Below are 23494 nucleotides of genomic sequence, written 5' to 3' on the forward strand. Positions count from 1 at the left end.
ACCGGTGCACCCCGGAAGACGGGTCAGCCGCGACCGAGCATCTTCTGCAGTTCGGCGAGGTCGGCCTCGCTCGGCGCCGCCTGACCGCCCAGGCCGAAGCCCGAACCCGTGGCCGGAGCGGAAGCCGCGATGCCGGCGTTCTCGGCCGCCCGCTTGGCCGGGTTGCCCGAGCGCGAGCCCTTCGCCTTCTGCTGCTTGCCGCGCTTCGACGACGCACCGGGCTTGCCACCGACGGGCCCCATGCCGGGGATGTTGGGCACACCTCCGCGAGCGACGGTCTTCATCATCTTCGCGGCCTGCTCGAAGCGCTGCACGAGCTGGTTGACGTCGGTGACGGTCATGCCCGAACCGCGCGCGATACGCAGACGACGGGAGCCGTTCAGCAGCTTGGGGTTCCGACGCTCGGCGACCGTCATCGAGCGGATGATGGCCTCGGTGCGGTCGATCTCGCGCTCGTCGAAGTTCTCGAGCTGTTGCTTCATGTTTCCCATGCCCGGGAGCATCCCGAGCATCTTCTTCATGGAGCCCATCTTCTTCATCTGCTGCATCTGCTCGAGGAAGTCCTCAAGAGTGAAGGTCTCCGTCGCGAGCTTCTCGGCGACCTTCATCGCCTCGGCCTCGTCGAAAGCCGACTGCGCCTGCTCGATCAGGGTCAGGATGTCGCCGAGGTCGAGAATGCGGGATGCCATGCGGTCGGGGTAGAAGGGCTCGACGTCGTCGAGGCCTTCACCTGTCGAGGCGAAGATGATGGGGCGTCCGGTCACCGAGGCGACCGAGAGCGCCGCACCTCCGCGGGCATCGCCGTCGAGCTTCGACAGCACCACGCCGGTGAAATCGACACCGTCCTGGAACGCCTTGGCCGTGTTCACGGCATCCTGACCGATCATCGCGTCGATGACGAACAGCACCTCGTCGGGGTTCGTCGCGTGACGGATGTCGGCGGCCTGCTTCATCAGCTCGGCGTCGACACCCAGACGGCCGGCGGTGTCGATGATGACGATGTCGTGCTGCTGACGCGTGGCGTACGCGACGCCGTCACGGGCGACCTTGACCGGGTCGCCGACGCCATTGCCCGGCTCCGGCGCGTAGATGGTGGCACCGGCGCGCTCGGCGACGACCTGGAGCTGGTTGACGGCGTTCGGGCGCTGGAGGTCGCACGCGACCAGGAGCGGCGTGTGTCCGTCCTTCTCGAGCATCTTGGCGAGCTTGCCGGCGAAAGTGGTCTTACCCGACCCCTGGAGGCCGGCGAGCATGATGACCGTCGGCGGGTTCTTCGCGAACTCCAGACGACGCTGCTGTCCGCCCAGGATTCCGATGAGCTCGTCGTTGACGATCTGCACGACCTGCTGCGCCGGGTTGAGCGCACGGTTGACCTCGTCGCCGAGCGCACGCTCGCGCACGGCAGCCGTGAACTCCTTGACCACGGGCAGGGCGACGTCGGCGTCGAGAAGGGCACGGCGGATCTCGCGCACCGTCCCGTCGACGTCGGCGGGCGTGAGCTGGCCCTTCTTCCGGAGATTGCGGAAGGTCTCTGTGAGCCGGTCGGAGAGGGTGCCGAAAGTCGCCATGATGAATCGAGTTTACGCGGGGCGGGGGTCGTTCGCCGCCCTCGTCGTCGGTGCACGGCCACCCGGCGCGCGCGCGACCTCCGTGATCCGCGTGATCTTCGCCGGAATCGACCGGATGCCAGGTCGCTCGCACCCATCAGGAGGCGAGACGACCCGCCCCACCTGCGTCACGCCAGGGCGAGCGCGGCTTCGAGCACCTCAGCGAGCGGGCGCCCCGTCGCGGTGCGGTCGGCCCATGCCCAGACCGCGGCCAGCACCGCGGCCGAGAGGGCGCCCGCACGGACCTGAGCCACCAGCTCCGGTTCGCCGTCGCGCCCGAACCGCAACGCCAGATCCCGCTGGAGACGGAACTGGCGAACCGCACGATCGCGATCCAGCTCGGCCGCGATACCCATCGCCTCCGCGTTCGTGATCGCCAGAGCGAGAGCGTCGGGGGCGAGACCCGCACCGATGCCCGCGAGGCACTCATCGACGGCCTGTCCCTCGCGCAGCCGCGCGACCGCGGCATCCGCCTGCTCGTCGAACCCGGACCACAGGACGTCGCTCTTCGCCGAGAAGTAGTTGAAGAAGCTCGAGCGACTGACACCCGCGCGGCGGGTGATGTCGGACACGCTCGTAGCGTCGTACCCCTGCTCGAGGAAAAGCTCGCACGCTGCTTCCGAGAGCACTTCGCGCGACGAGGCGCGCGGTCGTCCGCTTCGAGATTCGGGGGTCACGGCCCCAGCCTACGGTTCGCCCTCATGTGTATTGTTGGACGCCATCCAACATTGGAGGCGGTCGATGATCGACATCCATCACATGGGCCTGGCCCCGCACTACGTCCCCTACCTCGACGGGTGGGCGCATCAGCGACGCGTGCACGCCGACGTCGTGTCGGGCGCCCGCGCAGACACCCTGCTGCTGCTCGAGCACGAGGCCGTCTACACGGCCGGCAAGCGCACCGAGGCGCACGAGCGCCCCGACGACGGCACACCGGTGGTCGACGTGGATCGCGGCGGCAAGATCACCTGGCACGGGCCCGGTCAACTCGTGGGTTATCCGATCGTGCGCCTTCCCGAACCGCTCGACGTCGTCGCCCACGTTCGCCGCCTCGAAACCCTTCTCATCACCACCCTCGGCACGCTGGGTGTCGACGGCTTCCGCGTCGAAGGACGCAGCGGCGTGTGGGTGCGCCGTCCGCTCGGCGTCGACAAAGTCGCGGCGATCGGGGTCCGCGTCGAAAAAGGAGTGACCATGCACGGCTTCGCCGTCAACTGCGACAACACCCTCGCCGGTTTCCGGCACATCGTCCCCTGCGGGATCACGGATGCCGGGGTGACCACGATCAGCGAGGTGCTCGGCGCCGACATCTCCCCCGCCGACCTCGTCCCGGCAGTCGAGCGCGTGTTCCGCGCCGAGTACGCGGCGGTCGCCGCGTGACCGCCTGCGGGACCGGCAACGCCGGGGCACCGGCATCCACCGCTCCGAACGGTCGGAAGCTCCTGCGACTCGAGGTGCGCAACGCGGAGACGCCGATCGAGCGCAAGCCCGAGTGGATCAAGACCAAGGCCAAGATGGGCCCGGAGTACACCGCCCTGCAGAACCTCGTCAAGACCGAGGAACTCCACACGGTCTGCCAGGAGGCGGGCTGCCCGAACATCTTCGAGTGCTGGGAGGACCGCGAGGCGACCTTCCTCATCGGCGGCTCGCAGTGCACGCGTCGGTGCGACTTCTGCCAGATTGACACCGGCAAGCCCGCCGACTACGACCGCGACGAGCCGCGCCGCGTGGCCGAGAGCGTCACGCGGATGCAGCTGCGCTACGCCACCGTCACGGGCGTCGCACGCGACGACCTGCCCGACGAGGGCGCGTGGCTGCACGCCGAGACCGTGCGCCGCATCCACGCCGACAACCCGGGTACCGGGGTCGAGATCCTCGCGACCGACTTCTCGGGTAACCCGGCACACCTCGAAGAGGTCTTCTCGTCGCGACCCGAGGTCTTCGCGCACAACGTCGAGACCGTCCCCCGCATCTTCAAGCGCATTCGCCCGGCGTTCCGCTACGAACGCTCCCTCGGCGTGCTCACCGCCGCGCGAGAGGCGGGGCTCATCACCAAGTCCAACCTCATCCTCGGCATGGGCGAAGAGCCCGAAGAGGTCGTCCAGGCCCTCGAAGACCTGCACGCTGCGGGCACCGACATCATCACGATCACGCAGTACCTGCGCCCCACCCCGCGCCACCTCCCCGTGCAGCGCTGGGTGAAGCCGGCCGAGTTCGTGGAGTTCAAGGAAGAGGCCGAGCGCATCGGCTTCCTCGGCGTGCTCGCCGGGCCCCTGGTGCGGTCGTCATACCGCGCCGGACGCCTGTGGGCGCAGTCGATGGTGTCCAAGGGCCGCGAGATTCCGCCGCACCTCGCGCACCTCGCGAAGGACATCGCGTCCGCCGACGCGGGCTTCGCGCAGGCGGTGTGAGCGCGCAGAGCGGAGAGTAGACCTCTCCGCTCCCACGGGATAGGGAACACTTCGTTCACCGCCGAGGTCTACCGTGTCGCCGGGCCAACCGACCCGCTTCCGGTATCACTTCTCGATCGGAGTCGCGGTGGATCTCACCGTCCTCGTCCCCGTCCTTCTCGTCGTCGCCCTCTCGATCTTCTTCGACTTCACCAACGGCTTTCACGACACCGCCAACGCCATGGCGACGTCAGTGGCCACGGGCGCGCTGAAACCCAAAGTCGCGGTGCTCATCTCCGCGATCCTCAACCTCGTCGGCGCGTTCCTGTCGACCGCGGTGGCCAAGACGGTGTCGGAGGGGATTCTCGCCCAGAACGACCAGGGGCTTCCGCAGATCACCGCGCCGATGATCTTCGCGGGGCTCATGGGCGCCGTGGTGTGGAACCTGCTGACCTGGTGGCTCGGGCTGCCCTCCAGCTCCACCCACGCGCTTTTCGGCGGACTGATCGGGGCGGCCGTCATCGGCGTCGGCTTTCAGGCCGTCGAGTGGGGAGGGGTGCTGTCGAAGATCGTCCTGCCCGCTCTGCTCTCGCCCTTCATCGCCGGGATCGTGGCCCTCGCCGCGACCTATCTCGTGTACCGCGTGACGAAGATGGCGACCGTCGCCGGATCGTCCACCGCCTTCCGTCACGGCCAGACGGTCTCGGCCTCGCTCGTCTCGCTCGCGCACGGCACCAACGACGCCCAGAAGACGATGGGCGTCATCACGCTGACCCTCATCGTCGCCGGCTTCCAAGAGGCGGGCACCGGCCCGCAGCTGTGGGTCATCCTGTCCGCGGGGCTCGCGATCGCCCTCGGCACCTACCTGGGCGGCTGGCGCATCATGCGCACGGTCGGCAAGCGCATCACCGACGTGAAACCTCCGCAGGGCTTCGCCGCCGAGACCAGCGCCGCCTCGACCATCCTCATCTCGTCGACCCTCGGCTTCCCGCTCTCGACCACGCAGGTGACCTCCGGCGCCGTGATCGGCTCGGGGCTCGGCAAGCGCCTCGCGTCGGTGCACTGGAACGTCGTCACCCGGATCGCCTTCGCGTGGGTCGTCACGCTGCCCGCGGCCGCCGTCGTCGGCGGAGGCGCCGCATGGGCGGCCTCGTCGGGCATCGCCGGCCTCGTGGTCGTGCTGGTGGGCGGCCTGGCCGTCTGCGTGGGCCTGTTCCTGCTCGCCCGCCGCCGCCCGGTGTCGGCCGAGAACGTCAACGATGAGGCGGTGGATGCCGATCGCATCGGCCAGCGCCAGACCGAAGGAGAACGCGCGTGATCACTCCCCTTGAAAGCGCCGGCGCCTCGGGCTGGCTCGGCACCGAAGCAGGGTCGATTCTGCTCGTCTTCGTGGTGGGCCTGGCCGCCACCCTCATCATCGTGGGGCTGTACGCCCTCGGCATCCGATTCTTCGCCGTCGGCGCCCCCGACGTTCGAGTGCCGGATGGAGACGACCCCGAAGGACCGACCGCGGTGGTCGCGCCGCGCGAGACGCCGCGACCGCTGCCCGCCACCATGGCCGGTCTCGTCTGCTTCGCCGGCGTCGCCGCCGCGGTGGTCTACGGGATCTACCTGGTGATCCCGCTTTTCCACGGAAAGTGAATCAGACCGGCCAGACGTACGGCAGGTCGTCGGGGACGTCCCCGAAACGGGGGATGTAGAACTCGGGGTCCTTGCGCACGAGGTTGGAGCGGTGGGCGAGGTGGAACGCCTCGTCTCCGATCCAGGGCGGGAGGTCGAGCTCGTTCTGCGTGAGGCCGTCGACCTCGGGCGCGAAGACGCGGATCTTCTCTCGGACGGTGTCGGCCCGGCCCTGGGCGATCCACTCGTCCGTCACGACGAGGCCGTACGACACGAGCGCCGGCAGATGTCCGTCCCACATCTGCGCCGCCGGATGATGACGCCAGCCATGGTCGGGCACGGTCAACGCGCGCAACAGCTGGAACGTCTCGACGCGCTGCTTGCCCAAGCGCTTGAGGTCGAGAGCGGCGGCGGATGCCGTGAACGAGGGGTACGGCAGAAAGGTTTGCACGCGCTCAGTCGGCGCTAGTGACCGACTGGACGCTGCCGTCCGAGGCGAGGTTCACCAGGAGTACGTCGTCGGTCGCGTCGGGGTCCAGCGCATACTCGAGGACGGCGAAGGGGTCGGCTCCCCCGTGTTCGTCGGCGAGGATCGTCATGCTCATCAGCTGCAGCGCCTTGATGACGTCGATGTGCGTGTCGCCCGAGACATCCGTCAGCAGGTCTTCGAGCTCCTCGCCCAGGGTGGCCTGCTGCTGCAGGATGTACTCGGTCACCTCACTCGTGCGCGAGTCGAGCTCGTTCACCATCGCGTTCCGCGCGGCGAGGTCGATGGCCTCGAGCGACGAGACCATGGATGCCGCCACGTCCAGGGCCTCGGCCGACACGTCGTCCTGGTCGGGAGCCGTCAGATCGACCGTGACGCTCTGATCGCCGAACTCGACGTTCTCACTCCAGAAGATCGACCCGTCGGGGCCCGACTCGAGGAGTCCGAAGAAGTCGTGCTCGATGGCCATGACTCCATGTAAGCATTCCGCCCGGTGTTCGGGAAGACGACCCGCCCGGGTCGATGCGTGCGAGAGAAGTCAATCGACGAGCGAGGCGGCGAACACGTGCGGGGTGAAGCCCGTGAGGTCGTTGATGCCTTCGCCCTGACCGAGGAGCTTCACCGGGATGCCGGTGCGCTCCTGGACCGCCAGCACGAACCCGCCCTTCGCGGAACCGTCGAGCTTCGTGAGCACGAGGCCCGTCACCCCGGCGCTGTCGAGGAACGCCTGCGCCTGCATGAGGCCGTTCTGGCCGGTGGTGGCATCCAGCACGAGGAGGACCTCGGAGATCGGCGCCTGCTTCTCGATGACGCGCTTGATCTTGCCGAGCTCGTCCATGAGCCCGCCCTTGGTATGAAGTCGACCCGCCGTGTCCACGAGCACGATCTCGGTACCGGTCTCTTTCGCGTGGGCGACGGTCTGGAAGGCCACGGATGCCGGATCCTGGCCCTCGTGCTGGGGGCGCACGATCGTCGCTCCCCCACGCTCGGCCCAGGTCGCGAGCTGGTCGACCGCCGCGGCCCGGAAGGTATCGGCCGCCCCGACCGTGACGGTGCGACCGTAGCGCTGCAGGAACTTCGCGAACTTTCCGATGGTCGTGGTCTTGCCCACACCGTTCACCCCGACGACGAGCACGACCGCCGGACGCTCGGTGAGGCGCAGCGTCGTGTCGAACTTGGCGAAGTGCTCCTCGAGGGTTTCTTTGAGCATGCGCTGCAGATCACGCGGGTCGGTCGTACGAAAGCGCTCGACCTTCTCACGGAGTTCGTCGACCAGACGCTCGGTGACGTCGGGACCGAAATCGGCGGTCAACAGGGCCGTCTCGAGGTCGTCCCACGTGGTCTCGTCGATCGTGGGTTTGACGAACAGTCCGCGAAGAGCGCGGCCCAGCGACCAGGAGTTCTCAGCCATTGCTTCAGCTTACGGGGGCGGCCTCGTCGGGGGCCTTCTCGGCCGGCGCTCGCGACGCACGCACCGTCGCTCGATCGCCGACCCTCTGACCCACCACAGCCGACACACCGTCTTGACGCATGGACACTCCATAGAGCGCGTCGGCGATCTCCATCGTGCGCTTCTGGTGTGTGATGACGATGAGCTGACTGCTCGCTCGGAGCTTCTCGAAGACGCCGAGCAGGCGCCCCAGGTTCGCGTCGTCGAGCGCCGCCTCCACCTCGTCGAGGATGTAGAACGGGCTGGGACGGGCCGTGAAGATCGAGGTGAGGAACGCCACCGCCGCCAGCGACCGCTCGCCGCCCGACAGGAGCGACAGTCGCTCGATTTTCTTGCCGACCGGGCGCACCGAGACCTCGATGCCGGTGGTCAGCGGGTTGTCGGGATCCGTGAGCGAGATGCTGCCCGCCCCACCCGGGAAGAGAATCGGGAAGATCTCGGTGAAAGCCGCACGCGTGTCCTCGAAGGCGGCAACGAAGATCGTCTGCATGCGCTCGTCGAGGTCGGCGATGATCGTCTGAAGATCGGCACGCGTCTGCTGCAGATCGGCGAGCTGCTCGGTGAGGAAAGCATGTCGCTGTTCCAGTGCGGCGAACTCCTCGAGGGCCAGCGGGTTCACGCGACCGAGTTGCGACAGCTTGCGCTCGGCATCCTGGAGCCGACGCTTCTGAGCGGCGCGCTCGAAGGGCACGCCCTCCTCCGCGTTCTCGGTGGGGATCGGCTGGTCGGGGCCGTATTCCGAAACGAGAATGTGCTCGTCCAATGCGAGCTCGGACTGAGCACGCTCGAGAAGTCCGGTCACGTGGAGCTTCTTCTCATGCATCTGCAGCTCGAGCCCGTGGACGCTCTCGGTCAACCGTGCCAGACGCTCCCGGACCAGGGACTCGTCGGCTCGAGCACGAGAGAGCTCCTCCGTGATCGCCGTGCGGGCGGACTCCGCGGCCGCCAGCTCGACGCGCGCCTGACTGACCGACCGATCGACCGAGTCGAGCAGGGTCGGGAGCTGGCCCGCGACCTCAGCCGCGATCTCACGCTGTGCGCGGCGAAGCACAGCACGGCGGGCCGCCTCGGCGGCCGCGGTGCGCTCGCGATCCCGCTGCTGCTCGAGTTGCACGACGCGCGCCTCACCCGCACGGACGCGTTCTTTCAGCGTCTCGATGTCGAGGCGGGCGCGCATCTCGGTCTCGCGCGCGGCGTCGACCTCTGCCGCCATTCCTTCGCGCGCTGAGGCGTCGAGGAGCGGGCGTGGCGCGTCGAGGGCCCGGGCCAGCGCGTCGTCGGCCCGACGTGCCGCGTCCTCCGCCTCGGCGACCGCGCTCTCGGTCTGCGCGAGCCCGGCGACAAGCCGGTCGCACTCGGCGACCGCGGCTTCATGGCGTACGGTCACGCGGTTGACCTTCTCCGCGTGGGCGGCCAGGGCTGCGTCATGCGCGCGAAGGGTCGAAAGAGCGTCTTTCGTGCGCTGGCGCGCATCGACCTGCAGACGCTGTTCGTCGGCGAGGGCTTCTCTCAGCGAATCCACGATCACGACGACCTCGTCGAGCCGTTCCACGGCGGCGTCGCGCTCGGCGGCGAGTTCGAGGCGCGACCGGCCCGAGCCCGAGCCGGCGCGAACGGTCCGTGCGGTCACGACCTCGCCCGCGCGAGTGACGACCGTGAGCCCGTCCGACAGACTCGACTGCGCCGATCTCGCGGCGTCGAGGTCGTCGACGATGAGGACGCGAGCCAGGATGCCGAGCACCCCGGGCGAGGCCGTGACGACATCCGCTGCGAGCACCGCACCGTCGAGAGCGGGCGGGGACTCCCCCGGCCCGGGGGCGTCGGCCAGAGCGATCTCGACCAGACCCAGATCGGCCTCGGCGGCCGTGCGGGCCGCGGTGAACGCCGCTTCCGCGTCGTCGACGAGCAACCCTTCCGCGAGGGTGCCGAGCACCGCGGCCACCGCCGCTTCGTATCCGGCCCTGACCTTCAGATCGTCGCCGACGAGACCCCGGATGCCGGAACCCCCGGCCGAGATCAGATCGGCGGCCGCGTTGCGGACGTCCAGCGCGCGGCCGAGAGCCGTGGTCTGCGCGGTGAGCGCGTCGCGCTCGCGCTCGGCGGCGTGCAAGCGTTCGCGCAGGCCAGACACGCGCGCCTCGACGTCGTTGGCGTCGCGTTGAGCTCGCTCGTAGGCGGCCGCGTGCTCGGCCGTCGAGGCCTCGGGGACCACGTCGGGATCCAGCTCGGCGACGGCTTGCTCGGCTTCCGCCCGTCGGATCAGCGCGGCGTCGAGCGCCCGCTGCTGCCGGTCGACACCGGCGCGCACGGCGGCAAGAGCCGAGCTCGCCGCATCCGCCGCTCCCCGCAGACTCGTGATCTTCATGTCGTGTTCCGACACCAGCGCGCTCTGCGCAGCGATGTCGACGTCGAGCGCGTCGAGGTCGGCGCGGGCACGCGCCACCGCTCGGGACGCCTCTGCCGCGGCATCCTGAGCCTCGCCGAGACCCGCGGCGATGTCGTCGATCTCGGCGCGGACGTCGTCGATCATCGACTGTGTCACCGTCGGGGCGAAGCCCGACCCGTCCGTCTCGTCGTCGCCGAGAAGCGTCAGGCGCTGGCCGGCCAGTGTGTAGAGCCCTCGCAGTCGCTCCTGCACCTGCTCGAGCGCGAAGGCGACACCGCGCGCGCGGTCGACGGCGTCCGAGCGCTGATCCTTCTCGAGGCGCTCCACCCGGCCGCGCAGCCCCTCCGACTGCTCCTGCAGGCCCAGCCGCTCGGTGTGGCGCTCACTCTCGGCTCGAGCGGCGTCAACGAGTTCCGCGCGCAGACGGACGAGCTCATCGGCGTAGAGGCGCGCTTTCGCGTCCCGGACCACCGCGGCGATCGTCGCTGCCTCTCGGGCGATCTCGGCCTGCTTGCCCAGCGGCTTGAGCTGCCGGCGCAGTTCGCCGGCGAGATCGCTCAAGCGAGTGAGGTTCGTCTCCATCGCCTCGAGCTTGCGGACGGTCTTCTCTTTGCGTCGGCGATGCTTGAGGATTCCTGCGGCTTCCTCGATGAACCCGCGACGGTCCTCCGCCGATGCCTGGAGCACGGTGTCGAGGCGGCCCTGCCCGATGATCACGTGCATCTCACGCCCGAGGCCCGAATCGCTCAGCAGCTCCTGCACGTCGAGAAGGCGGCACGTCTGCCCATTGATGGCGTACTCGCTCGCGCCGGTGCGGAACAGCGTGCGACTGATCGTCACCTCGCTGTAGTCGATCGGCAGAGCACCATCGGCGTTGTCGATCGTCAGCTGGACCTCGGCGCGCCCCAGGGGTCCCCGCGTCGAGGTGCCGGCGAAGATGACGTCCTCCATCTTGCCGCCGCGAAGGGTCTTCGCCCCCTGCTCCCCCATCACCCAGGCCAGGGCGTCGACGACATTGGACTTGCCCGACCCGTTCGGTCCGACGATGCATGTCACGCCCGGCTCGAGGGCGAAGGTGGTCGACTGCGCGAAGGACTTGAAGCCCTTGAGCGTCACGCTCTTTAGGTGCATGTCACCCGCCCTCCGCTCGATCGACCCGCGTGTTCACGGTATCCGAGAAACCGCAGGATTCCGCGGCGGCGGGCCGGTGGGCGCGGTTCGACGCGCCCGGCACCCGCCCCAATCTGAGCGGGAGCTTGACATTCGCTGACAGCCTTCGCTAGCGTCTGAGGTCGCAACCGACGTCGAAAGGAGGTTACTTCCATGATTCGCACCACGACTGGCTTCACCGCCATTGGCTTCAACGCCGTCCCCGTGCTCTCCGCATACGCCACGGGAGTGACCACCGCCGTCGGCATGCCCCCTCGTCAGGGCTAGTTCGCCGCGTCGAGACGCCTTGTCGTCTCCGCTTCCCGTGAGCCCGTCTCCTCGACGTCGGCCACCCGGACCCTCTGCGTCCGCCCCCGCGTGAGCTATCTGCTCGACGCGATTCCTCCTCGCCAGATCTTCTTTACGGAGCTTCCGCATGAACGCCCTGTTCACGCGCGCGCCGCAGCACTCCTCGGCCGCGCCTTCCACCCCTCCCACTCCCTCCACGGTCACGTTCGACACGACGGCGTACCGACCTCTCGGCCTCTTCGACCGGCTGTCGCTGCGCCTGGGGCTGTGGCTGCTGAACCGCCATGCCAACCGGGCTCGCGCCCTCGACCACCGCGCGGTCGAAGCCCTGCGAGCTCGCGACGCGGCCGCCGAGCGGGACCGCCGCGAGCGGGCCTGGCAGAGCACCGCAGCATTCAGCCGCCCGCCGTTCTGATCCCGGTGGGGTCGGCCTCTCGGCCGGCCCCACCCCTTCCCCGTCTCATCCGACGAAAGACCTTCGAATGACTTCCTTCCCCGCCGGCCTCGAGCTGCGCCCGCTTCACATCCCCGCCCGCATCGACGATCCGGATGCCGCGGACTTCCGCGAGATGGTCCGCCTCCGCAACCTGGTCTACGCCGAGATCTCGGGGCACGACGATTCGTTCATGCCCGCCGACGAGCTCCTCCCCCTGTACCAACCCCAGCCCGAGATGAAGCGGTACGCGTGGATCGCCGTCTTCCACGGCGAGGTCGTCGGGCGGGTGGGCCTCGACTTCCCGCAGGAAGAAGGCGCCCGCACCGGATTCTGGCTCATCGAACTGCGCCGCTCCGCGTGGGGCCACGGCATCGGACGCGCCGCCTATGCGCTCATCGAGAACACGGCGCGCGAGCACGGACGTACCGTCCTGCAGTCGTGGGCCGAGCATCCCGCCGCGGACGGACCGCGCCTCGACGCGCCGACGGGATTCGGCTCGATCCCGCGGGATCACGCGGCGCGGTTCCTCCTGGCATCCGGCTTCTCGCTCGAACAGATCGTGCGCGTCAGCTCGCTCGATCTCGCCGGGGCACGACCACGTCTTGATCAACTCCTCGCGGACGCCGAACAGGCGGCCTCGGGCTACCGGATCGTGCAGTGGACTCTGCCCACGCCCGACGAGTTCGTCGATGCGTTCGCGTGGATGAAGTCGCGTATGGTGACCGACGCCCCCTCGGCGGACCTCGAGTTCGACGAGGAGGTGTGGGATGCCGGTCGGGTGCGCCGCTACGAAGCCGGCTACATCGACGCCGGACGGCACATGCTCGTCACCGCCGCCCAGCACGTCGACACCGGTGAGCTTGCGGCCTTCAATGAACTCGTCATCGGCAAGGACCGCACCGCTGCCACCAGCCAGGAGGACACCCTCGTCGTCGCGGCCCACCGCGGCCACCGGCTCGGCATGCTCGTGAAGTGCGCGGGACTCCTCGCGTGGCACGACGTCGCACCGGAGTCACCCCGCGTGCTGACCTACAACGCCGAAGAGAACCGCCCCATGCTCTCGATCAACGAAGCCATCGGCTTCGCCCCGATCTCGTACGAGGGAGTGTGGAAGAAGGTGCTGTGACCCGAGAGGGGGACGGGTTTAGCGTCCCGTCCCCCTCTCGCGTCATGACCACAGTGCGGTCACATCTGACTCGGTCTGGGTGAGACGGTCACCGGCGTGCTGCGCCGCTCCCGTCGCATCACCCAGCGCGGAATGCAAGCGACCGATGGAGTCCGCCCATTCTCGGTGAGTACGCTCGTACGCCGCCTTCGCGGCACCCGACCACTGCCCACGCAGTACGGTGACCTCCCGATCGAGGCCGTCCAGCTGATCCTGGATGCCAGCGATCACCCGTCGCAAAGCGGCGATCGTCTCCGCGTGCCGCTGGGGATCGAACCTGAGGGTCATGGGGTCGGCGTGGGGCTGGTGAGTTCGAAGATGTCGCCGGGTACGCAGGCGCTGGTGGCCTGGAAGTAGACAGCGCGATCGCTGACGTCCAGCAGATAGTAGCTGCCATCCGGTTCGGTGCCCGTGAGGTAAGGCGGATCAGAAAGAATCCACCGTGGCGGAGTCAGGTTCGTGTCGCGCTCGACCGTCACGTCGTGTCCTCGCTCCTGCCACACTTTCTGCGCGTTTGCTATGAGATCAGCGGCAGCGCTCGGCAATGGCTCGGAGCGGGACGCGGCAAACGACAACTTCACACGCGGTCCCGCGGAGTCGTCGGCGCAAGCTAGCCACGAGGCGTCATCTACTTTCCAGCCCTCAGCCGCGACCGCGGCTGCGCTCGCCTCGTAGAGATCGAGGATCTGCGCCTTGACATCTTCTGGGGTCACGTCGGGTCCCTTCGAGTTCTGGTCGCCACCGGGTGAGCAAGCGGTGAGCAGGACGACGAGCAGCGCGCTGACTGCGATGTAAGTGCGTCTGTTCATAGTCAACGAATGCCGTTCCACCCGACCGGGTACTCATTCGATCCGCTCGAGTGGTGCGGCCCGATGAGGTCTGATTCTGTCAGCGGTTGGTCGACGATGACCTCGACCCCGCGGCCCGTCGTTGCCAACGCCGTGTTGAACTGCGCGGTCGTGTTCGCATCGAAGTAGCTGAATGTCTCCGAGCCATCGCCGAACGGTCCGTGTTTGTCAACCGCGCGCAGCGTCTCGCCGCCGGGGGCGATGCCCGCTTCCGAGGAGAACTCGCGCGCCCCGAACGATGTCGCTGTCGGGTCGACGCGTCCGTCTAGGACGACGTACGAGGTGATCTGCCCGACAGGCGCCCAGCCGTCGTGACGGGCTTGAGATGCGAACACCTGTCCGGGAGGCACATTCAGGTCCGCGACGTTGTCTACTTGATTGTCTACACCGGCCGAGCCGAGCAGGACGACGTGGTCCGCGTGAGCGTCGGTGAGTGCGAGTGCCGCGACATCGGTGCCATAAGAGTGGGCGATGACCGAAACCGAGGCAGGGATGCCCGATGCTTCGTGAACAGCAGCCATCGACGTGAGGTCTTTCGATAAGGCGGGTGCGCCCGCCTCGGCTTTCCCGTTGAATGCCACGTCCACCGGCATATCGTTCGTCGGGGGGTGGTAGCCCAGCCACGCGATAACGGCGTAGTCGCCGAGCTCTCCGCCGCCTGCACGGCGCTGCGCGTACTGGAGTTGCTTCGCAGCATCGACGTAAGTCGCCATGTCACCCGCCACGTTCGAGTTCATCCCCGGCACGATGAACGACACATTCCTCGCGGCATCCAGGTCGCCGACGGCGACCTGCGCGAGCGGAGGTTCGTCAAGCACAACCGACACCAACGTGTGACTCTGGGCCGACTTCTTCAACGCCTCTAGCGCCGCGATCTGCTCCGACTTGTCGAGGGGGCTGCGCTTGGCATCCGCGATCGCTTGGTCGAGCACGATGCGATTGGCCTCATCACGCGCGCGGTAGGCCACTCCGCCGAGGTTGCCGATGGCGGCGGGGGCAGCGTGGACCAGCGCTTCCTGCTGGCCACCGTCGAGACCCGACCACCAGCTCGCGACATCGGCGGGCGACGCCTGCGAGAGAAGAGCGGCAAGGTCGGGACGCGCCGACAGCAGCGACGTGAGGTCGTCGCCGCGCAACGACTTCAGGACCGACAGCGCCGTCGCCGGCGTCACCGGCCCGCTTCCGAGGGCTGCGCTCGCCGACGCCCACACGGATCCGCTGTCGGCTCGGAGCACCGCGGTCGCAGCAGCCACAGCCGCGGTTGCGGTGCGTGCCGCATCGGCTACCCATGTCCGCCCCTCGGCAAGCCAGCTGTCAGCCGTTGCGAACGCCTCCGCACTCGTGCGCGGCGGAGTCGTGTCGGCGCCCCCGGCGAACACGAGGGGCCACGCGCCGGAGAACGGCTCGACGAAGCCCGGCAACTCCGCACCGGCCGTCTGCTCCGTGCGTTGAAGGGACCGCGCATAATCCCAACCCTCGATCGCGGTCGCAGCTCTCGCCTGTGCCCCCGCCAACGCCGAAGCGTATGCGCGCATCGCGGCGCCGACACGGGCCAGCGCCTCGTCCGCGTCGGACCACGCGGTCGCCACCTGGGTCACGCGGGCGGTGTAGGCGTCGGCGGACTGCCCCACCCAATCGTCGATGTTCTTCTTCCTGCCCACCGTCTCGGCGGCCTGCCGTGCGACACGCGAGCGCCGGGCGCACAGCTCGACGATCGCCTGGACGTCTCCGACCGAGCCCGGCACCAAGGAAATCGGATCGGAGGTCTGCCCCAGTTCCGCCATCAGAAATTATCCGCCTGGCGCACGTCACGAACACCTTCTTCATCGGCTGTTTCATACAACGTCGCCGAGGCCGCCAATGTCTGACACACACCCTCGGTCGCGGACACCCGCTGCATCCACCCACCTGTCAGAGCCTGCATGAACGCCGACAAGGCCGCGGCGAGCTCAGCATCGCCGACACGTGCGGTCGCCGCCGTTGCCGTCTCCGGCTCAGTGATCTGTACGGCGTACCGGACGACCGAAGCCGCGAAACGCAGTCCTTCCGGATCCACCGACCACTCGTTCATCGCCAACACTGTACCGATTACGCAACGTTACCGACGAGCACGACGACAGAAATCACCCGACGAATCAGCCGCTCTGGAGCGCGCGGCCCACGGTCCTTTCAGCGCCGCTTCTGGCAGTGCGGGCAGAAGTGGCTCGACCGGTTCATGAACGACACCCGCACGATCGGTCGCCCGCAACGCGGACACGGCTGGCCGGTGCGCCCATAGGCGTTCAGCGAGTGGGCGAAGTAGCCGGCCTGACCGTTGACGTTCACGTACTGCGCGTCGAAGCTCGTCCCGCCCTCAGCGAGGGCCTTTTCGAGCACCGCCTGGATCTCACCGAGCAGACGGTTGACGGCGCGCGTCGAGAGATCGGATGCTGCGGTCTCGGGGTGGATACGCGCGGCCCACAGCGACTCGTCGGCGTAGATGTTGCCGATACCGCTCGCCACTGTCTGATCCAGCAGCACGCGCTTGATCCCCGAGGAGGTCCGCGCCACTCGCGCGCGGAATCGCGCGGCATCGAACGCAGGGTCGAGGGGATCTCGACCGATGTGCGCAACCTGCGTCGGCACGCGGGCGAGCTCCGAGCCGCGACCGCCCGCGGCTCCATCGGGCGTATCGACGAGCCGGTCAACGGCGAGCGAGCCGAAGGTGCGCTGGTCGGCGAAGACGACCGAAAGCGACCCGTGCACCGGATGCTCCAACTCGATGCGGATGCGCTCGTGCCGCTCCTCCGGCGCCCCGGGGGTACGCAGGAGCATCTGGCCGCTCATTCCGAGATGGGTGACGATGGCCTCATCGTCGGCCATCGGCATCCAGAGGAATTTGCCTCGCCGCACGGCGGACGCGATGCGCCGGCCGGTCAGCTCCGCCTCGAAGTGCGCCGCTCCGCCGGTATGCCGGGTCAGCGCTCGGTCGTCGCGCACGTCGACAGAGGCAACGAGTGCACCGGACACGGCGGGCTCGAGCCCGGCGCGGACGACCTCGACCTCGGGAAGCTCAGGCACGTGCGTCGAGCTCGCGCCACGCGGTCAGCGCCGCTGCCATCTCGGCGTGCTTCTTGCTCGAGCCGACGCCCGTGGTGACGACGTCGCCCGTCGTGACGGTGGCGGTGAACCGCCGGTCGTGGTCGGGGCCGGTGGCCTCGACCACGTACGCGGGTGCCGCCAGTCCCAGGCGGGCAGCGATCTCTTGCAGGCTCGTCTTCGGGTCCATCGCCGCGCCGTAGCGCTCCGGGTCAGCGAGAAGCGGTTCGACCAGGCGAAGCACCATCCCGGTCGCCGCATCGGGGCCGGCCGACAAGAACGTCGCCCCGATGAGGGCTTCCATGGTGTCGGCGAGGATCGAATCCTTGTCGCGCCCACCGGTGAGGATCTCGCCCCGACCCAGTCGCACGTGGTCGCCGAGACCGATCGTGCGCGCGACCTCGGCCAACGCCACCGTCGACACGACGCTCGCGCGACGTTTCGCGAGGCTTCCTTCGTCGAGGTCGGGATGCCGTGTGAACAGCCGGACCGTGACGGCCTGGCCGAGCACGGAGTCGCCGAGGAACTCGAGACGCTCGTTGTGCGGGATGCCGCCGTTCTCGTAGGCGAACGAGCGGTGCGTCAAAGCAAGAGAAAGAAGCTCGGGGTCGATCTCGACCCCGAGCTTCTCGGTGAGCGCTGTGCGCTCGACGTTGTTACGCGTCACGAATCGCCGATCAGACGTCGGCGACCTTGCGGCCCTTGTACTCGAGGAAGAGCTCGGTGCCCTGCGAGTCGGTGACGACCTTCGCCTGGTGGGGACGGCTGTAGACGACCTTGCCGTTCTCGATGGTCTTGACCAGCGCGGGGGCTTCAGCCTTCCACTGCGCACGACGCGAGCGGGTGTTCGAGCGGGAGACCTTCCGCTTCGGGGGGTTACCTGCCATGACTAGCTCTTCTCTGTCTTAGGGGCGGCGCGGAGCGCATCGCCGTCGTCTGGGGTGTACTGCTGGAGCGCAGCCCATCGAGGATCGACAGGCTCCTGCTCCGTGGTGCCGGGGCTTTCCGTCAGCCTCTCGCCCGTGTTCGGGTCGAGCCCGGGGCAGTCCGGCTGACACACCGGCTGGAACGGAAGCGACAGGACAATGGCATCCCGGACCAGATTTTCAAGATCCACGTGGTCGTCTTGAACGTCGAAGTCACTCGCTTCGTCCCCAGGATACGCGAAAAGTTCCTGGAACTCGACTTCGACAGGCTCGACGATGTCGATGAGGCAGCGTCCGCACACCCCCGTGGCGCTGGTGTCGACCGTGCCCGACACGAGGATCCCCTCGTGGACGGACTCGAGACGCACATCGAGTTCGAGCATCTCGGCCTCGGGGACGGAGAGCAGGCCCTCCCCCCATTTCTCGGGGGTCGGGATGTCGAGGGTGTGTTCGCGCATCTCGCCCGGGTGGCGCTCGATGTCGCGTACGGGGAGCTGGAAGGGTCCGGGTCGGCGAGTTCTCACGGTGGTCAATGCTACCCGTGCGCCCCTGAGCAAGGGCCGGGCGGACGCGCCGGTGCCGCACTCGCAGAGCCCACATCACGCATAAACGCTCTCAGCGCTCGCAAACGCGAGGAGCGCGCGTTTCCGAGCGCGGATCGCGTTTATGCGTGGGGGGACGGCGCGCGTCAGATGCCGCGGGCGCCGGTATCGAGGAAGCGCGCGACGGCGGGCGGGACGTAGGGCGACACGTCGCCGCCGAGCCCGGCCACCTGACGTACGAGCGAGCTCGAGACGAGCGCGTGCGAGGGGTCGGGCAGCAGGAACACCGTCTCGACGTGCGCGAGGTCGCGGTTCACGATCGCCATCGGCGTCTCGTAGGCCACGTCGACCTGAGAACGGATGCCCTTCACCAGCACCTTCGCCCCCACCTCGGTGCAGTAATCGACGAGCAAGCCCATGCTCCACGCGGCGACGATGACGTCGCCCTCGACGCCGGCCTCGGCGATCGACCGCTCGAGCAGGCTCTGCCGCTGCGCGATCGGGAGCATCGCCTCTTTGCCCGGGTTGTGGACCACGAGCACGTGCAGCTGGTCGAAGAGCCCGGCCGCGCGGCGGATGACGTCGAGGTGGCCGAGGGTGGGCGGGTCGAATGAGCCGGGAACGACGGCGATCCGGGGGTCCATGCGGCCAGCCTACCGATGCGACCCTCGGAACGACCCGACGGTCAGGACTTCGCCAGAGCGGCGCGCTCCTCGACACCCACGCGCCGTTCGAGTGCTGCGGCGAGGCCGGGATGCCGAAGCAGAGCCGGATCGTCGGCGAGAAGCCTCTCACCCTCGGCGCGGGCCTCGGTGATGAGATCGGCGTCGGTGACGACGCGCAACAGACGCAGCGACGAACGGGCCCCCGACTGCGCGCCGCCGAGCACGTCTCCCTCTCCGCGCAGCTCGAGGTCGACCTCGGCGAGGGCGAACCCGTCGAGCGTCGCAGCCACGGCTTCGACGCGAGAGCGCGCCGACGTACCCGGCGCGGCCTCGGTCACCAGCAGGCACAGGCCCGGGAGGCCGCCCCGGCCGACGCGCCCGCGCAGCTGATGCAGCTGCGAGACGCCGAAGCGGTCAGCCTCGAGGATGACCATGGTCGACGCGTTCGGCACATCGACGCCGACCTCGATCACGGTGGTGGCGACCAGCACGTCGATGTCGCCGCGCGCGAAGGCCTGCATGACGGAGTCTTTCTCGTCGGAGGGCATCTTGCCGTGCAGGATCTGCACGCGGATGCCGTCGAACGTGGGCAACCGTGACAGAAGCGCCTCGACCTGAACGACACCCCACCGGGTGCGCGCTCCCTCGGCCGCGGCAGCGGGCACATCGGCGGGTTCGTCGGTCTTCTCGTCGGCGGTGAGCTGGTCGGAGTCGATGGCGGCGCACACGACGAAGGCCTGGCGGCCCAACGCGACCTCTTCGGCGACGCGATCCCACACACGGGCGAACCACGCGGGTTTCTCGGCCAGCGGCGCGACGAAGGACTGGATGCCGGCACGCCCGGCCGGCATGGTGCGAATGGTCGAGACGTCGAGGTCACCGAACACCGTCATCGCCACCGTGCGCGGAATCGGAGTGGCCGTCAGCACGAGCGTGTGCGGGGAGCTTCCCTTGGAGCGCAGCGCCTCGCGCTGGTCGACCCCGAATCGGTGCTGCTCGTCGACGACGACGAAGCCGAGGTCCGCGAAGGTGGTGCTCGCACTCAGCAGCGCGTGGGTCCCCACGACGATCCGCGCCTGACCCGACGCGACGCGCAGAGCCGCCTTGCGTCGTTCGGCGGCGGGCATCTGCCCGGTGAGCAGCGTCGGCATGATCTCGGGCGCGAGCTCGGGGCCGAGCATGCGGGCGATCGAGCGCAAGTGTTGACCGGCCAGCACCTCGGTGGGGGCGATGAGGGCGGACTGCCCGCCGGACTCGGCGACCTGCAGCATCGCGCGAAGCGCCACGAGCGTCTTGCCCGAACCCACCTCACCCTGAACGAGACGGTTCATGGGCCAATCGGCCACGAGGTCGGCCTCGAGCTGAGCTCCCACGCTCTGCTGGTCGGCGGTCAATTCGAACGGAAGGATGGCATCGAACCGCTCGAGCAGACCGCCGGCCTCCGCCGGCCGCTTCGTCGCCGACAGAGCCCGCACGAACTGCCGCTGCTGGAGCAGGGCTGTCTGCAGAACGAAAGCCTCATGCATGCGCAGGGTCGCGACCGCGGGAGGGATGTCGTCGTCGGTCTCGGGGCGATGGATCTGCTCGAGCGCCGCGCGCGCTGGGAGGAGACCGCGGCGGGCTCGCAGGTCGTCGGGCAGAGGGTCTTCGACCTCTCCGAGTCCGTCGAGCACGAGGGAGATGGTCTTCTGCACGAGCGTGCTCGGGATCGAGCTCGTCGCGGGATAGATCGGGATGGGCCGCTTCGCCGTCACCTCGGCCTCGGCACGAGCCTCGGCGATGTCGTCGAACAGCTCATAGTCGGGGTTCGTCAGCTGCGTCTGGCGGCGGTACTCGCCGACCTTGCCCGAGAAGATGCCGCGGCGCCCCGGAGTGAGGTCTTTCAAGCGCCAGGGCTGATTGAAGAAGGTCAGCGACATGCGCCCGTCTCCGTCGCTGATGACGACTTCGAGCAGGGAGCCGCGGCGGTTCTGCATGCGACGCTCGTTCGCGCTGACCACCTCGGCGACGATCGTGACCGGCTCCCCGAGCGGGAGGGAATCGATGGGCGTGAGCTCACCCCGACGGGCATAGCGCCGGGGGTAGTGCTCGAGCAGCTCGCCCACCGTCTTCACGCCGAACGCCTTCTCGAATGCCGTCGCGGTCTTGCCGCCGATGGCGCCGTCCAGGCGCGACGCGAGCGAGAATCCGGGCATGCTCCGAGTCTAGGCAGGCCCTCGGACATCGCCGTTCGCGTGCGCGCACGGGACCGCCGCGCCGGGGACCCTAGGCTGGAGAGGTGACGCGCATCATCTCGGGCCGGGCCGGAGGCACGGTCCTCGACGTCCCACCCAAGGGCACCCGTCCCACGAGCGACCGCGTCCGCGAGTCGCTCTTCGGAGCTCTCGAATCCGCGGGCCTACTCGACGACGCGCGCGTGGCCGATCTCTTCGCGGGCTCCGGCGCCCTGGGGCTCGAGAGCCTCAGTCGCGGCGCCGCCTCTGCGGACCTCGTCGAACTGTCGGCGCCCGCCGCGGCCCTCATCCGCAAGAACGTCGAACGGGTGAAGACGGCCGGCGTCACCGCCCCCGCGCGCGTGCACAAGGCGAACGTCACGACGTTCCTCTCGGCATCCGTCCTCGAATGGGACCTCGTCTTCCTCGATCCGCCCTACGACCTCGCCGACGACGAGCTCACGAAAGCGCTCGTCGCGCTCGCGCCGCGCCTGCACCCCGACGCCACGGTGATCGTCGAGCGGGCGAAACGATCCGCCGCTCCCGAGTGGGCCGCCGCGGGACTCGAGGCCGAGCGCGACCGCGCCTACGGCGACACCACGATGTGGTGGGGACGACCGCAGAGCGTCTGATCCCTCAGCCGCGGCCGGCGTCCCAGTCGCGGTACGGATCCCAACCGCCCCGGCCCGACCAGCGCCGATCGTCGACGGTGACGGCTTCGCTCCTGCGTGCCACGACCGTTCCCACGCGACGGCCCAGCGGGCGCGCCTCGGCGGCGAACGTCACGAGGAACCCGTGGTCCTCTCCCCCGCCGAGCGCCCGGTCGGGGTCGTCGCCGAGGGTCGCGGAGTCGAGGGCGATCGTGACCCCCGAGGCATCGGCCATGCGTGTTGCGTCGAGGACGAGACCATCGGAGATGTCCATCATCGCGGTGGCCCCCGCGTCCGCGGCGCGCAACGCCTCCGCGATCGGCGGTCGCGGCGTGAGCTGGCGAGCCAGCCCGCGCGCGTCGTCGGCACCGAGCGCCGCCCGGGCCTCGGGCGTGATCACGAGGGGAGTGCCGTCGGCATCCCGGAACCGCCCGAACAGCACCTCGAGTCCCCTCGCGGCTTCGCCGAGCTCGCCGATCACGTAGACGCCGTCTCCGACGCGGGCACCGGAGCGACGCACGGGCTCGCGCCCGTCGAGGCTCCCCAGGGCCGTCACGGCGATCGTCAGGGTGTCCGAGACGGTGAGATCGCCGCCCTCGACCGCGCAGTCGGGGGCGAGCTCCGCGCAGGCGGCGGCGAGACCGTCGGCGAACCCGCGGACGAAGGAGATCGGCGTGTCGTCGGGCATCGCGAGCGCGACGAGCAGAGCGATCGGGCGCGCACCCATGGCGGCGACATCGGCGAGGTTCACCGCCGCGGACTTGAAGCCGAGATCGAACGGCGACGACCACGCCAGCCGGAAGTCGGGCCCGTGCACGAGCGTGTCGGTCGTCGCCACGACCCGCCCGTCCGGGACAGACAGCACAGCGGCATCGTCACCGGGCCCGACCGGGGCGGTCGACGGCGGAAGACGGTCCAGGATGCCGCGCAGGATCTGCCCCTCGCTCAGGTCGCCCACAGTGGTTGCACGGGTGGTCTCGGCGTCGGTCACTCCCCCACGCTATTAGCCTGGAGGGGTGCCCCGCTCCTCCCGCCTCCTCGCGCTCCTCGCCGCCGCCACCCTCCTCCCCGGGCTCGCGGCGTGCAGCACCACGGTCGCGATGCAGCCGGCCAAGAACGCGAACGACCCGGCGTGCGCCGAGATCACCTCGCGACTGCCCCAGACGATCTCGGGGCAGAACCGTCGCTGGACCGATGCGCAGTCGACCGGTGCGTGGGGAGATCCCACCGCGATCCTCATGACGTGCGGGCTCGAGACCCCCGGCCCGTCCACCCTGCCGTGTCGCCCGTTCAACGGCGTGGACTGGCTTGTCGACGAGTCGCAGGCAGCCGAGAACCGGTACACGCTGACGACGTTCGGGCGCAGCCCCGCGGTCCAGGTCTACCTGGATTACAAGGAGGCCAGCAGCGCCGATGTGGCGCAGGCCCTCGGACCGCTGATCAGTCAATACCTGCCGTCGACGGGCGCCGTGTGCACCTCGGCATCCGACGCCACGCCCTCGCCGAGTCCGACGCCGTAGCGCGCGCCGCGTCCGACCCCCGCGTGCACAGCCGCGGGACGATCCCCGACGCA

25 protein-coding genes are annotated in these 23494 nt (G+C 69.1%); 8 read left to right on the top strand and 17 right to left on the bottom strand.

The window, feature by feature from the left end; all coding sequences use genetic code 11:
• Window positions 1-23: 23 nt before the first annotated feature.
• The gene (gene ffh, locus DEU35_RS14505) at window positions 24-1568 is read right to left on the bottom strand and encodes a signal recognition particle protein (protein ID WP_103208932.1); all 1545 of its coding nucleotides are present in this window, start codon (window positions 1566-1568) and stop codon (window positions 24-26) included.
• 167 nt (window positions 1569-1735) lie between these two features.
• Window positions 1736-2284: a TetR/AcrR family transcriptional regulator gene (locus tag DEU35_RS14510; protein ID WP_116239917.1), complete on the bottom strand. Its 549-nt coding sequence runs from the start codon at window positions 2282-2284 to the stop codon at window positions 1736-1738.
• 64 nt (window positions 2285-2348) lie between these two features.
• Between DEU35_RS14510 and lipB the strand changes: the two genes are divergently transcribed.
• The 4 genes from lipB (at window position 2349) to DEU35_RS14530 (ending at window position 5638) form a co-directional block, all read left to right on the top strand.
• Complete coding sequence (lipB, locus tag DEU35_RS14515) at window positions 2349-2987, top strand: lipoyl(octanoyl) transferase LipB (protein WP_116239918.1); 639 nt, start codon at window positions 2349-2351, stop codon at window positions 2985-2987.
• A complete protein-coding gene (gene lipA, locus DEU35_RS14520) occupies window positions 2984-4018 on the top strand; it encodes a lipoyl synthase (RefSeq protein ID WP_181904660.1) in 1035 nt (344 codons plus the stop codon). The genes lipB and lipA overlap by 4 nt, the downstream gene beginning before the upstream one ends.
• A gap of 127 nt (window positions 4019-4145) precedes the next feature.
• Complete coding sequence (locus DEU35_RS14525; protein ID WP_103209911.1) at window positions 4146-5315, top strand: inorganic phosphate transporter; 1170 nt, start codon at window positions 4146-4148, stop codon at window positions 5313-5315.
• The gene (locus DEU35_RS14530; RefSeq protein ID WP_056230874.1) at window positions 5312-5638 is read left to right on the top strand and encodes a hypothetical protein; all 327 of its coding nucleotides are present in this window, start codon (window positions 5312-5314) and stop codon (window positions 5636-5638) included. The genes DEU35_RS14525 and DEU35_RS14530 overlap by 4 nt, the downstream gene beginning before the upstream one ends.
• Before the next feature lies 1 nt (window position 5639).
• Here DEU35_RS14530 and DEU35_RS14535 read toward each other — a convergent pair whose 3' ends face one another.
• The 4 genes from DEU35_RS14535 to smc all read right to left on the bottom strand — a co-directional run bounded on the left by DEU35_RS14535 (window position 5640) and on the right by smc (window position 11071).
• On the bottom strand, window positions 5640-6068 hold the full coding sequence (locus DEU35_RS14535; protein ID WP_116239919.1) for an MSMEG_6728 family protein: 429 nt from the start codon (window positions 6066-6068) through the stop codon (window positions 5640-5642).
• 4 nt (window positions 6069-6072) lie between these two features.
• Window positions 6073-6573, bottom strand: a complete 501-nt coding sequence (locus DEU35_RS14540) for a DUF2004 domain-containing protein (protein WP_103208919.1) — start codon at window positions 6571-6573, stop codon at window positions 6073-6075.
• Window positions 6574-6642: 69 nt separating this feature from the next.
• Entirely contained in the window at window positions 6643-7515 is an 873-nt protein-coding gene (gene ftsY / locus DEU35_RS14545) for a signal recognition particle-docking protein FtsY (RefSeq protein ID WP_103208917.1), read from the bottom strand.
• A 4-nt stretch (window positions 7516-7519) separates the two neighbouring features.
• Complete coding sequence (smc, locus tag DEU35_RS14550) at window positions 7520-11071, bottom strand: chromosome segregation protein SMC (protein ID WP_116239920.1); 3552 nt, start codon at window positions 11069-11071, stop codon at window positions 7520-7522.
• A gap of 454 nt (window positions 11072-11525) precedes the next feature.
• On the opposite strand from smc, the gene DEU35_RS14555 reads away from it, so the two are divergent.
• The gene (locus tag DEU35_RS14555) at window positions 11526-11813 is read left to right on the top strand and encodes a hypothetical protein (RefSeq protein WP_103208911.1); all 288 of its coding nucleotides are present in this window, start codon (window positions 11526-11528) and stop codon (window positions 11811-11813) included.
• Between the two features lie 67 nt (window positions 11814-11880).
• Window positions 11881-12960 carry a GNAT family N-acetyltransferase gene (locus tag DEU35_RS14560; protein ID WP_103208909.1) on the top strand — a complete coding sequence of 360 codons (1080 nt, stop codon included), beginning with the start codon at window positions 11881-11883 and terminating at the stop codon, window positions 12958-12960.
• Window positions 12961-13002: 42 nt separating this feature from the next.
• Here DEU35_RS14560 and DEU35_RS14565 read toward each other — a convergent pair whose 3' ends face one another.
• The 10 genes from DEU35_RS14565 to DEU35_RS14610 form a co-directional block, all read right to left on the bottom strand.
• Window positions 13003-13287, bottom strand: a complete 285-nt coding sequence (locus DEU35_RS14565) for a WXG100 family type VII secretion target (RefSeq protein WP_116239921.1) — start codon at window positions 13285-13287, stop codon at window positions 13003-13005.
• Entirely contained in the window at window positions 13284-13808 is a 525-nt protein-coding gene (locus DEU35_RS14570; RefSeq protein ID WP_116239922.1) for a hypothetical protein, read from the bottom strand. The genes DEU35_RS14565 and DEU35_RS14570 overlap by 4 nt, the downstream gene beginning before the upstream one ends.
• A 2-nt stretch (window positions 13809-13810) precedes the next feature.
• Complete coding sequence (locus DEU35_RS14575) at window positions 13811-15631, bottom strand: alpha/beta hydrolase (protein WP_116239923.1); 1821 nt, start codon at window positions 15629-15631, stop codon at window positions 13811-13813.
• On the bottom strand, window positions 15631-15918 hold the full coding sequence (locus DEU35_RS14580) for a hypothetical protein (RefSeq protein WP_141378302.1): 288 nt from the start codon (window positions 15916-15918) through the stop codon (window positions 15631-15633). Before DEU35_RS14580 ends, DEU35_RS14575 begins: the two co-directional genes overlap by 1 nt.
• Window positions 15919-16016: 98 nt before the next feature.
• Entirely contained in the window at window positions 16017-16907 is an 891-nt protein-coding gene (mutM, locus tag DEU35_RS14585) for a bifunctional DNA-formamidopyrimidine glycosylase/DNA-(apurinic or apyrimidinic site) lyase (RefSeq protein ID WP_116239925.1), read from the bottom strand.
• Window positions 16900-17592: a ribonuclease III gene (gene rnc / locus DEU35_RS14590; RefSeq protein WP_116239926.1), complete on the bottom strand. Its 693-nt coding sequence runs from the start codon at window positions 17590-17592 to the stop codon at window positions 16900-16902. Before rnc ends, mutM begins: the two co-directional genes overlap by 8 nt.
• A 10-nt stretch (window positions 17593-17602) precedes the next feature.
• Window positions 17603-17812, bottom strand: coding sequence for a 50S ribosomal protein L32 (rpmF, locus tag DEU35_RS14595; protein WP_013586329.1), 210 nt, complete (start codon window positions 17810-17812; stop codon window positions 17603-17605).
• A gap of 2 nt (window positions 17813-17814) precedes the next feature.
• Window positions 17815-18309, bottom strand: a complete 495-nt coding sequence (locus tag DEU35_RS14600) for a DUF177 domain-containing protein (RefSeq protein ID WP_103208886.1) — start codon at window positions 18307-18309, stop codon at window positions 17815-17817.
• A 230-nt stretch (window positions 18310-18539) separates the two neighbouring features.
• Window positions 18540-19037 carry a pantetheine-phosphate adenylyltransferase gene (gene coaD / locus DEU35_RS14605; protein WP_103208883.1) on the bottom strand — a complete coding sequence of 166 codons (498 nt, stop codon included), beginning with the start codon at window positions 19035-19037 and terminating at the stop codon, window positions 18540-18542.
• 41 nt (window positions 19038-19078) lie between these two features.
• On the bottom strand, window positions 19079-21253 hold the full coding sequence (locus DEU35_RS14610; RefSeq protein WP_103208880.1) for an ATP-dependent DNA helicase RecG: 2175 nt from the start codon (window positions 21251-21253) through the stop codon (window positions 19079-19081).
• 83 nt (window positions 21254-21336) lie between these two features.
• Here DEU35_RS14610 and rsmD point away from each other — a divergent pair, with 83 nt between their 5' ends.
• Window positions 21337-21903 (top strand): 16S rRNA (guanine(966)-N(2))-methyltransferase RsmD, encoded by a 567-nt coding sequence (gene rsmD / locus DEU35_RS14615; RefSeq protein WP_103208879.1) that lies wholly within the window; start codon window positions 21337-21339, stop codon window positions 21901-21903.
• A gap of 4 nt (window positions 21904-21907) precedes the next feature.
• Here rsmD and thiL read toward each other — a convergent pair whose 3' ends face one another.
• Entirely contained in the window at window positions 21908-22912 is a 1005-nt protein-coding gene (thiL, locus tag DEU35_RS14620; RefSeq protein WP_103208877.1) for a thiamine-phosphate kinase, read from the bottom strand.
• 25 nt (window positions 22913-22937) lie between these two features.
• Between thiL and DEU35_RS14625 the strand changes: the two genes are divergently transcribed.
• Entirely contained in the window at window positions 22938-23441 is a 504-nt protein-coding gene (locus DEU35_RS14625; RefSeq protein WP_103208875.1) for a DUF3515 family protein, read from the top strand.
• Window positions 23442-23494 lie beyond the last annotated feature (53 nt).

The organism is Microbacterium sp. AG157 (assembly GCF_003385695.1).
Lineage (GTDB): Bacteria > Actinomycetota > Actinomycetes > Actinomycetales > Microbacteriaceae > Microbacterium > Microbacterium testaceum.

What these genes read in the sequence shown, in the direction of transcription:
- ffh (WP_103208932.1), bottom strand. Translation starts at nt 1,568, where the DNA reads ATGGCGACTTTCGGCACCCTCTCCGACCGGCTCACAGAGACCTTCCGC.
- lipB (WP_116239918.1), top strand. Translation starts at nt 2,349, where the DNA reads ATGATCGACATCCATCACATGGGCCTGGCCCCGCACTACGTCCCCTAC.
- DEU35_RS14540 (WP_103208919.1), bottom strand. Translation starts at nt 6,573, where the DNA reads ATGGCCATCGAGCACGACTTCTTCGGACTCCTCGAGTCGGGCCCCGAC.
- ftsY (WP_103208917.1), bottom strand. Translation starts at nt 7,515, where the DNA reads ATGGCTGAGAACTCCTGGTCGCTGGGCCGCGCTCTTCGCGGACTGTTC.
- smc (WP_116239920.1), bottom strand. Translation starts at nt 11,071, where the DNA reads ATGCACCTAAAGAGCGTGACGCTCAAGGGCTTCAAGTCCTTCGCGCAG.
- DEU35_RS14555 (WP_103208911.1), top strand. Translation starts at nt 11,526, where the DNA reads ATGAACGCCCTGTTCACGCGCGCGCCGCAGCACTCCTCGGCCGCGCCT.
- DEU35_RS14560 (WP_103208909.1), top strand. Translation starts at nt 11,881, where the DNA reads ATGACTTCCTTCCCCGCCGGCCTCGAGCTGCGCCCGCTTCACATCCCC.
- DEU35_RS14565 (WP_116239921.1), bottom strand. Translation starts at nt 13,287, where the DNA reads ATGACCCTCAGGTTCGATCCCCAGCGGCACGCGGAGACGATCGCCGCT.
- DEU35_RS14570 (WP_116239922.1), bottom strand. Translation starts at nt 13,808, where the DNA reads ATGAACAGACGCACTTACATCGCAGTCAGCGCGCTGCTCGTCGTCCTG.
- DEU35_RS14575 (WP_116239923.1), bottom strand. Translation starts at nt 15,631, where the DNA reads ATGGCGGAACTGGGGCAGACCTCCGATCCGATTTCCTTGGTGCCGGGC.
- DEU35_RS14580 (WP_141378302.1), bottom strand. Translation starts at nt 15,918, where the DNA reads ATGAACGAGTGGTCGGTGGATCCGGAAGGACTGCGTTTCGCGGCTTCG.
- rpmF (WP_013586329.1), bottom strand. Translation starts at nt 17,812, where the DNA reads ATGGCAGGTAACCCCCCGAAGCGGAAGGTCTCCCGCTCGAACACCCGC.
- DEU35_RS14600 (WP_103208886.1), bottom strand. Translation starts at nt 18,309, where the DNA reads ATGCGCGAACACACCCTCGACATCCCGACCCCCGAGAAATGGGGGGAG.
- coaD (WP_103208883.1), bottom strand. Translation starts at nt 19,037, where the DNA reads ATGGACCCCCGGATCGCCGTCGTTCCCGGCTCATTCGACCCGCCCACC.
- DEU35_RS14610 (WP_103208880.1), bottom strand. Translation starts at nt 21,253, where the DNA reads ATGCCCGGATTCTCGCTCGCGTCGCGCCTGGACGGCGCCATCGGCGGC.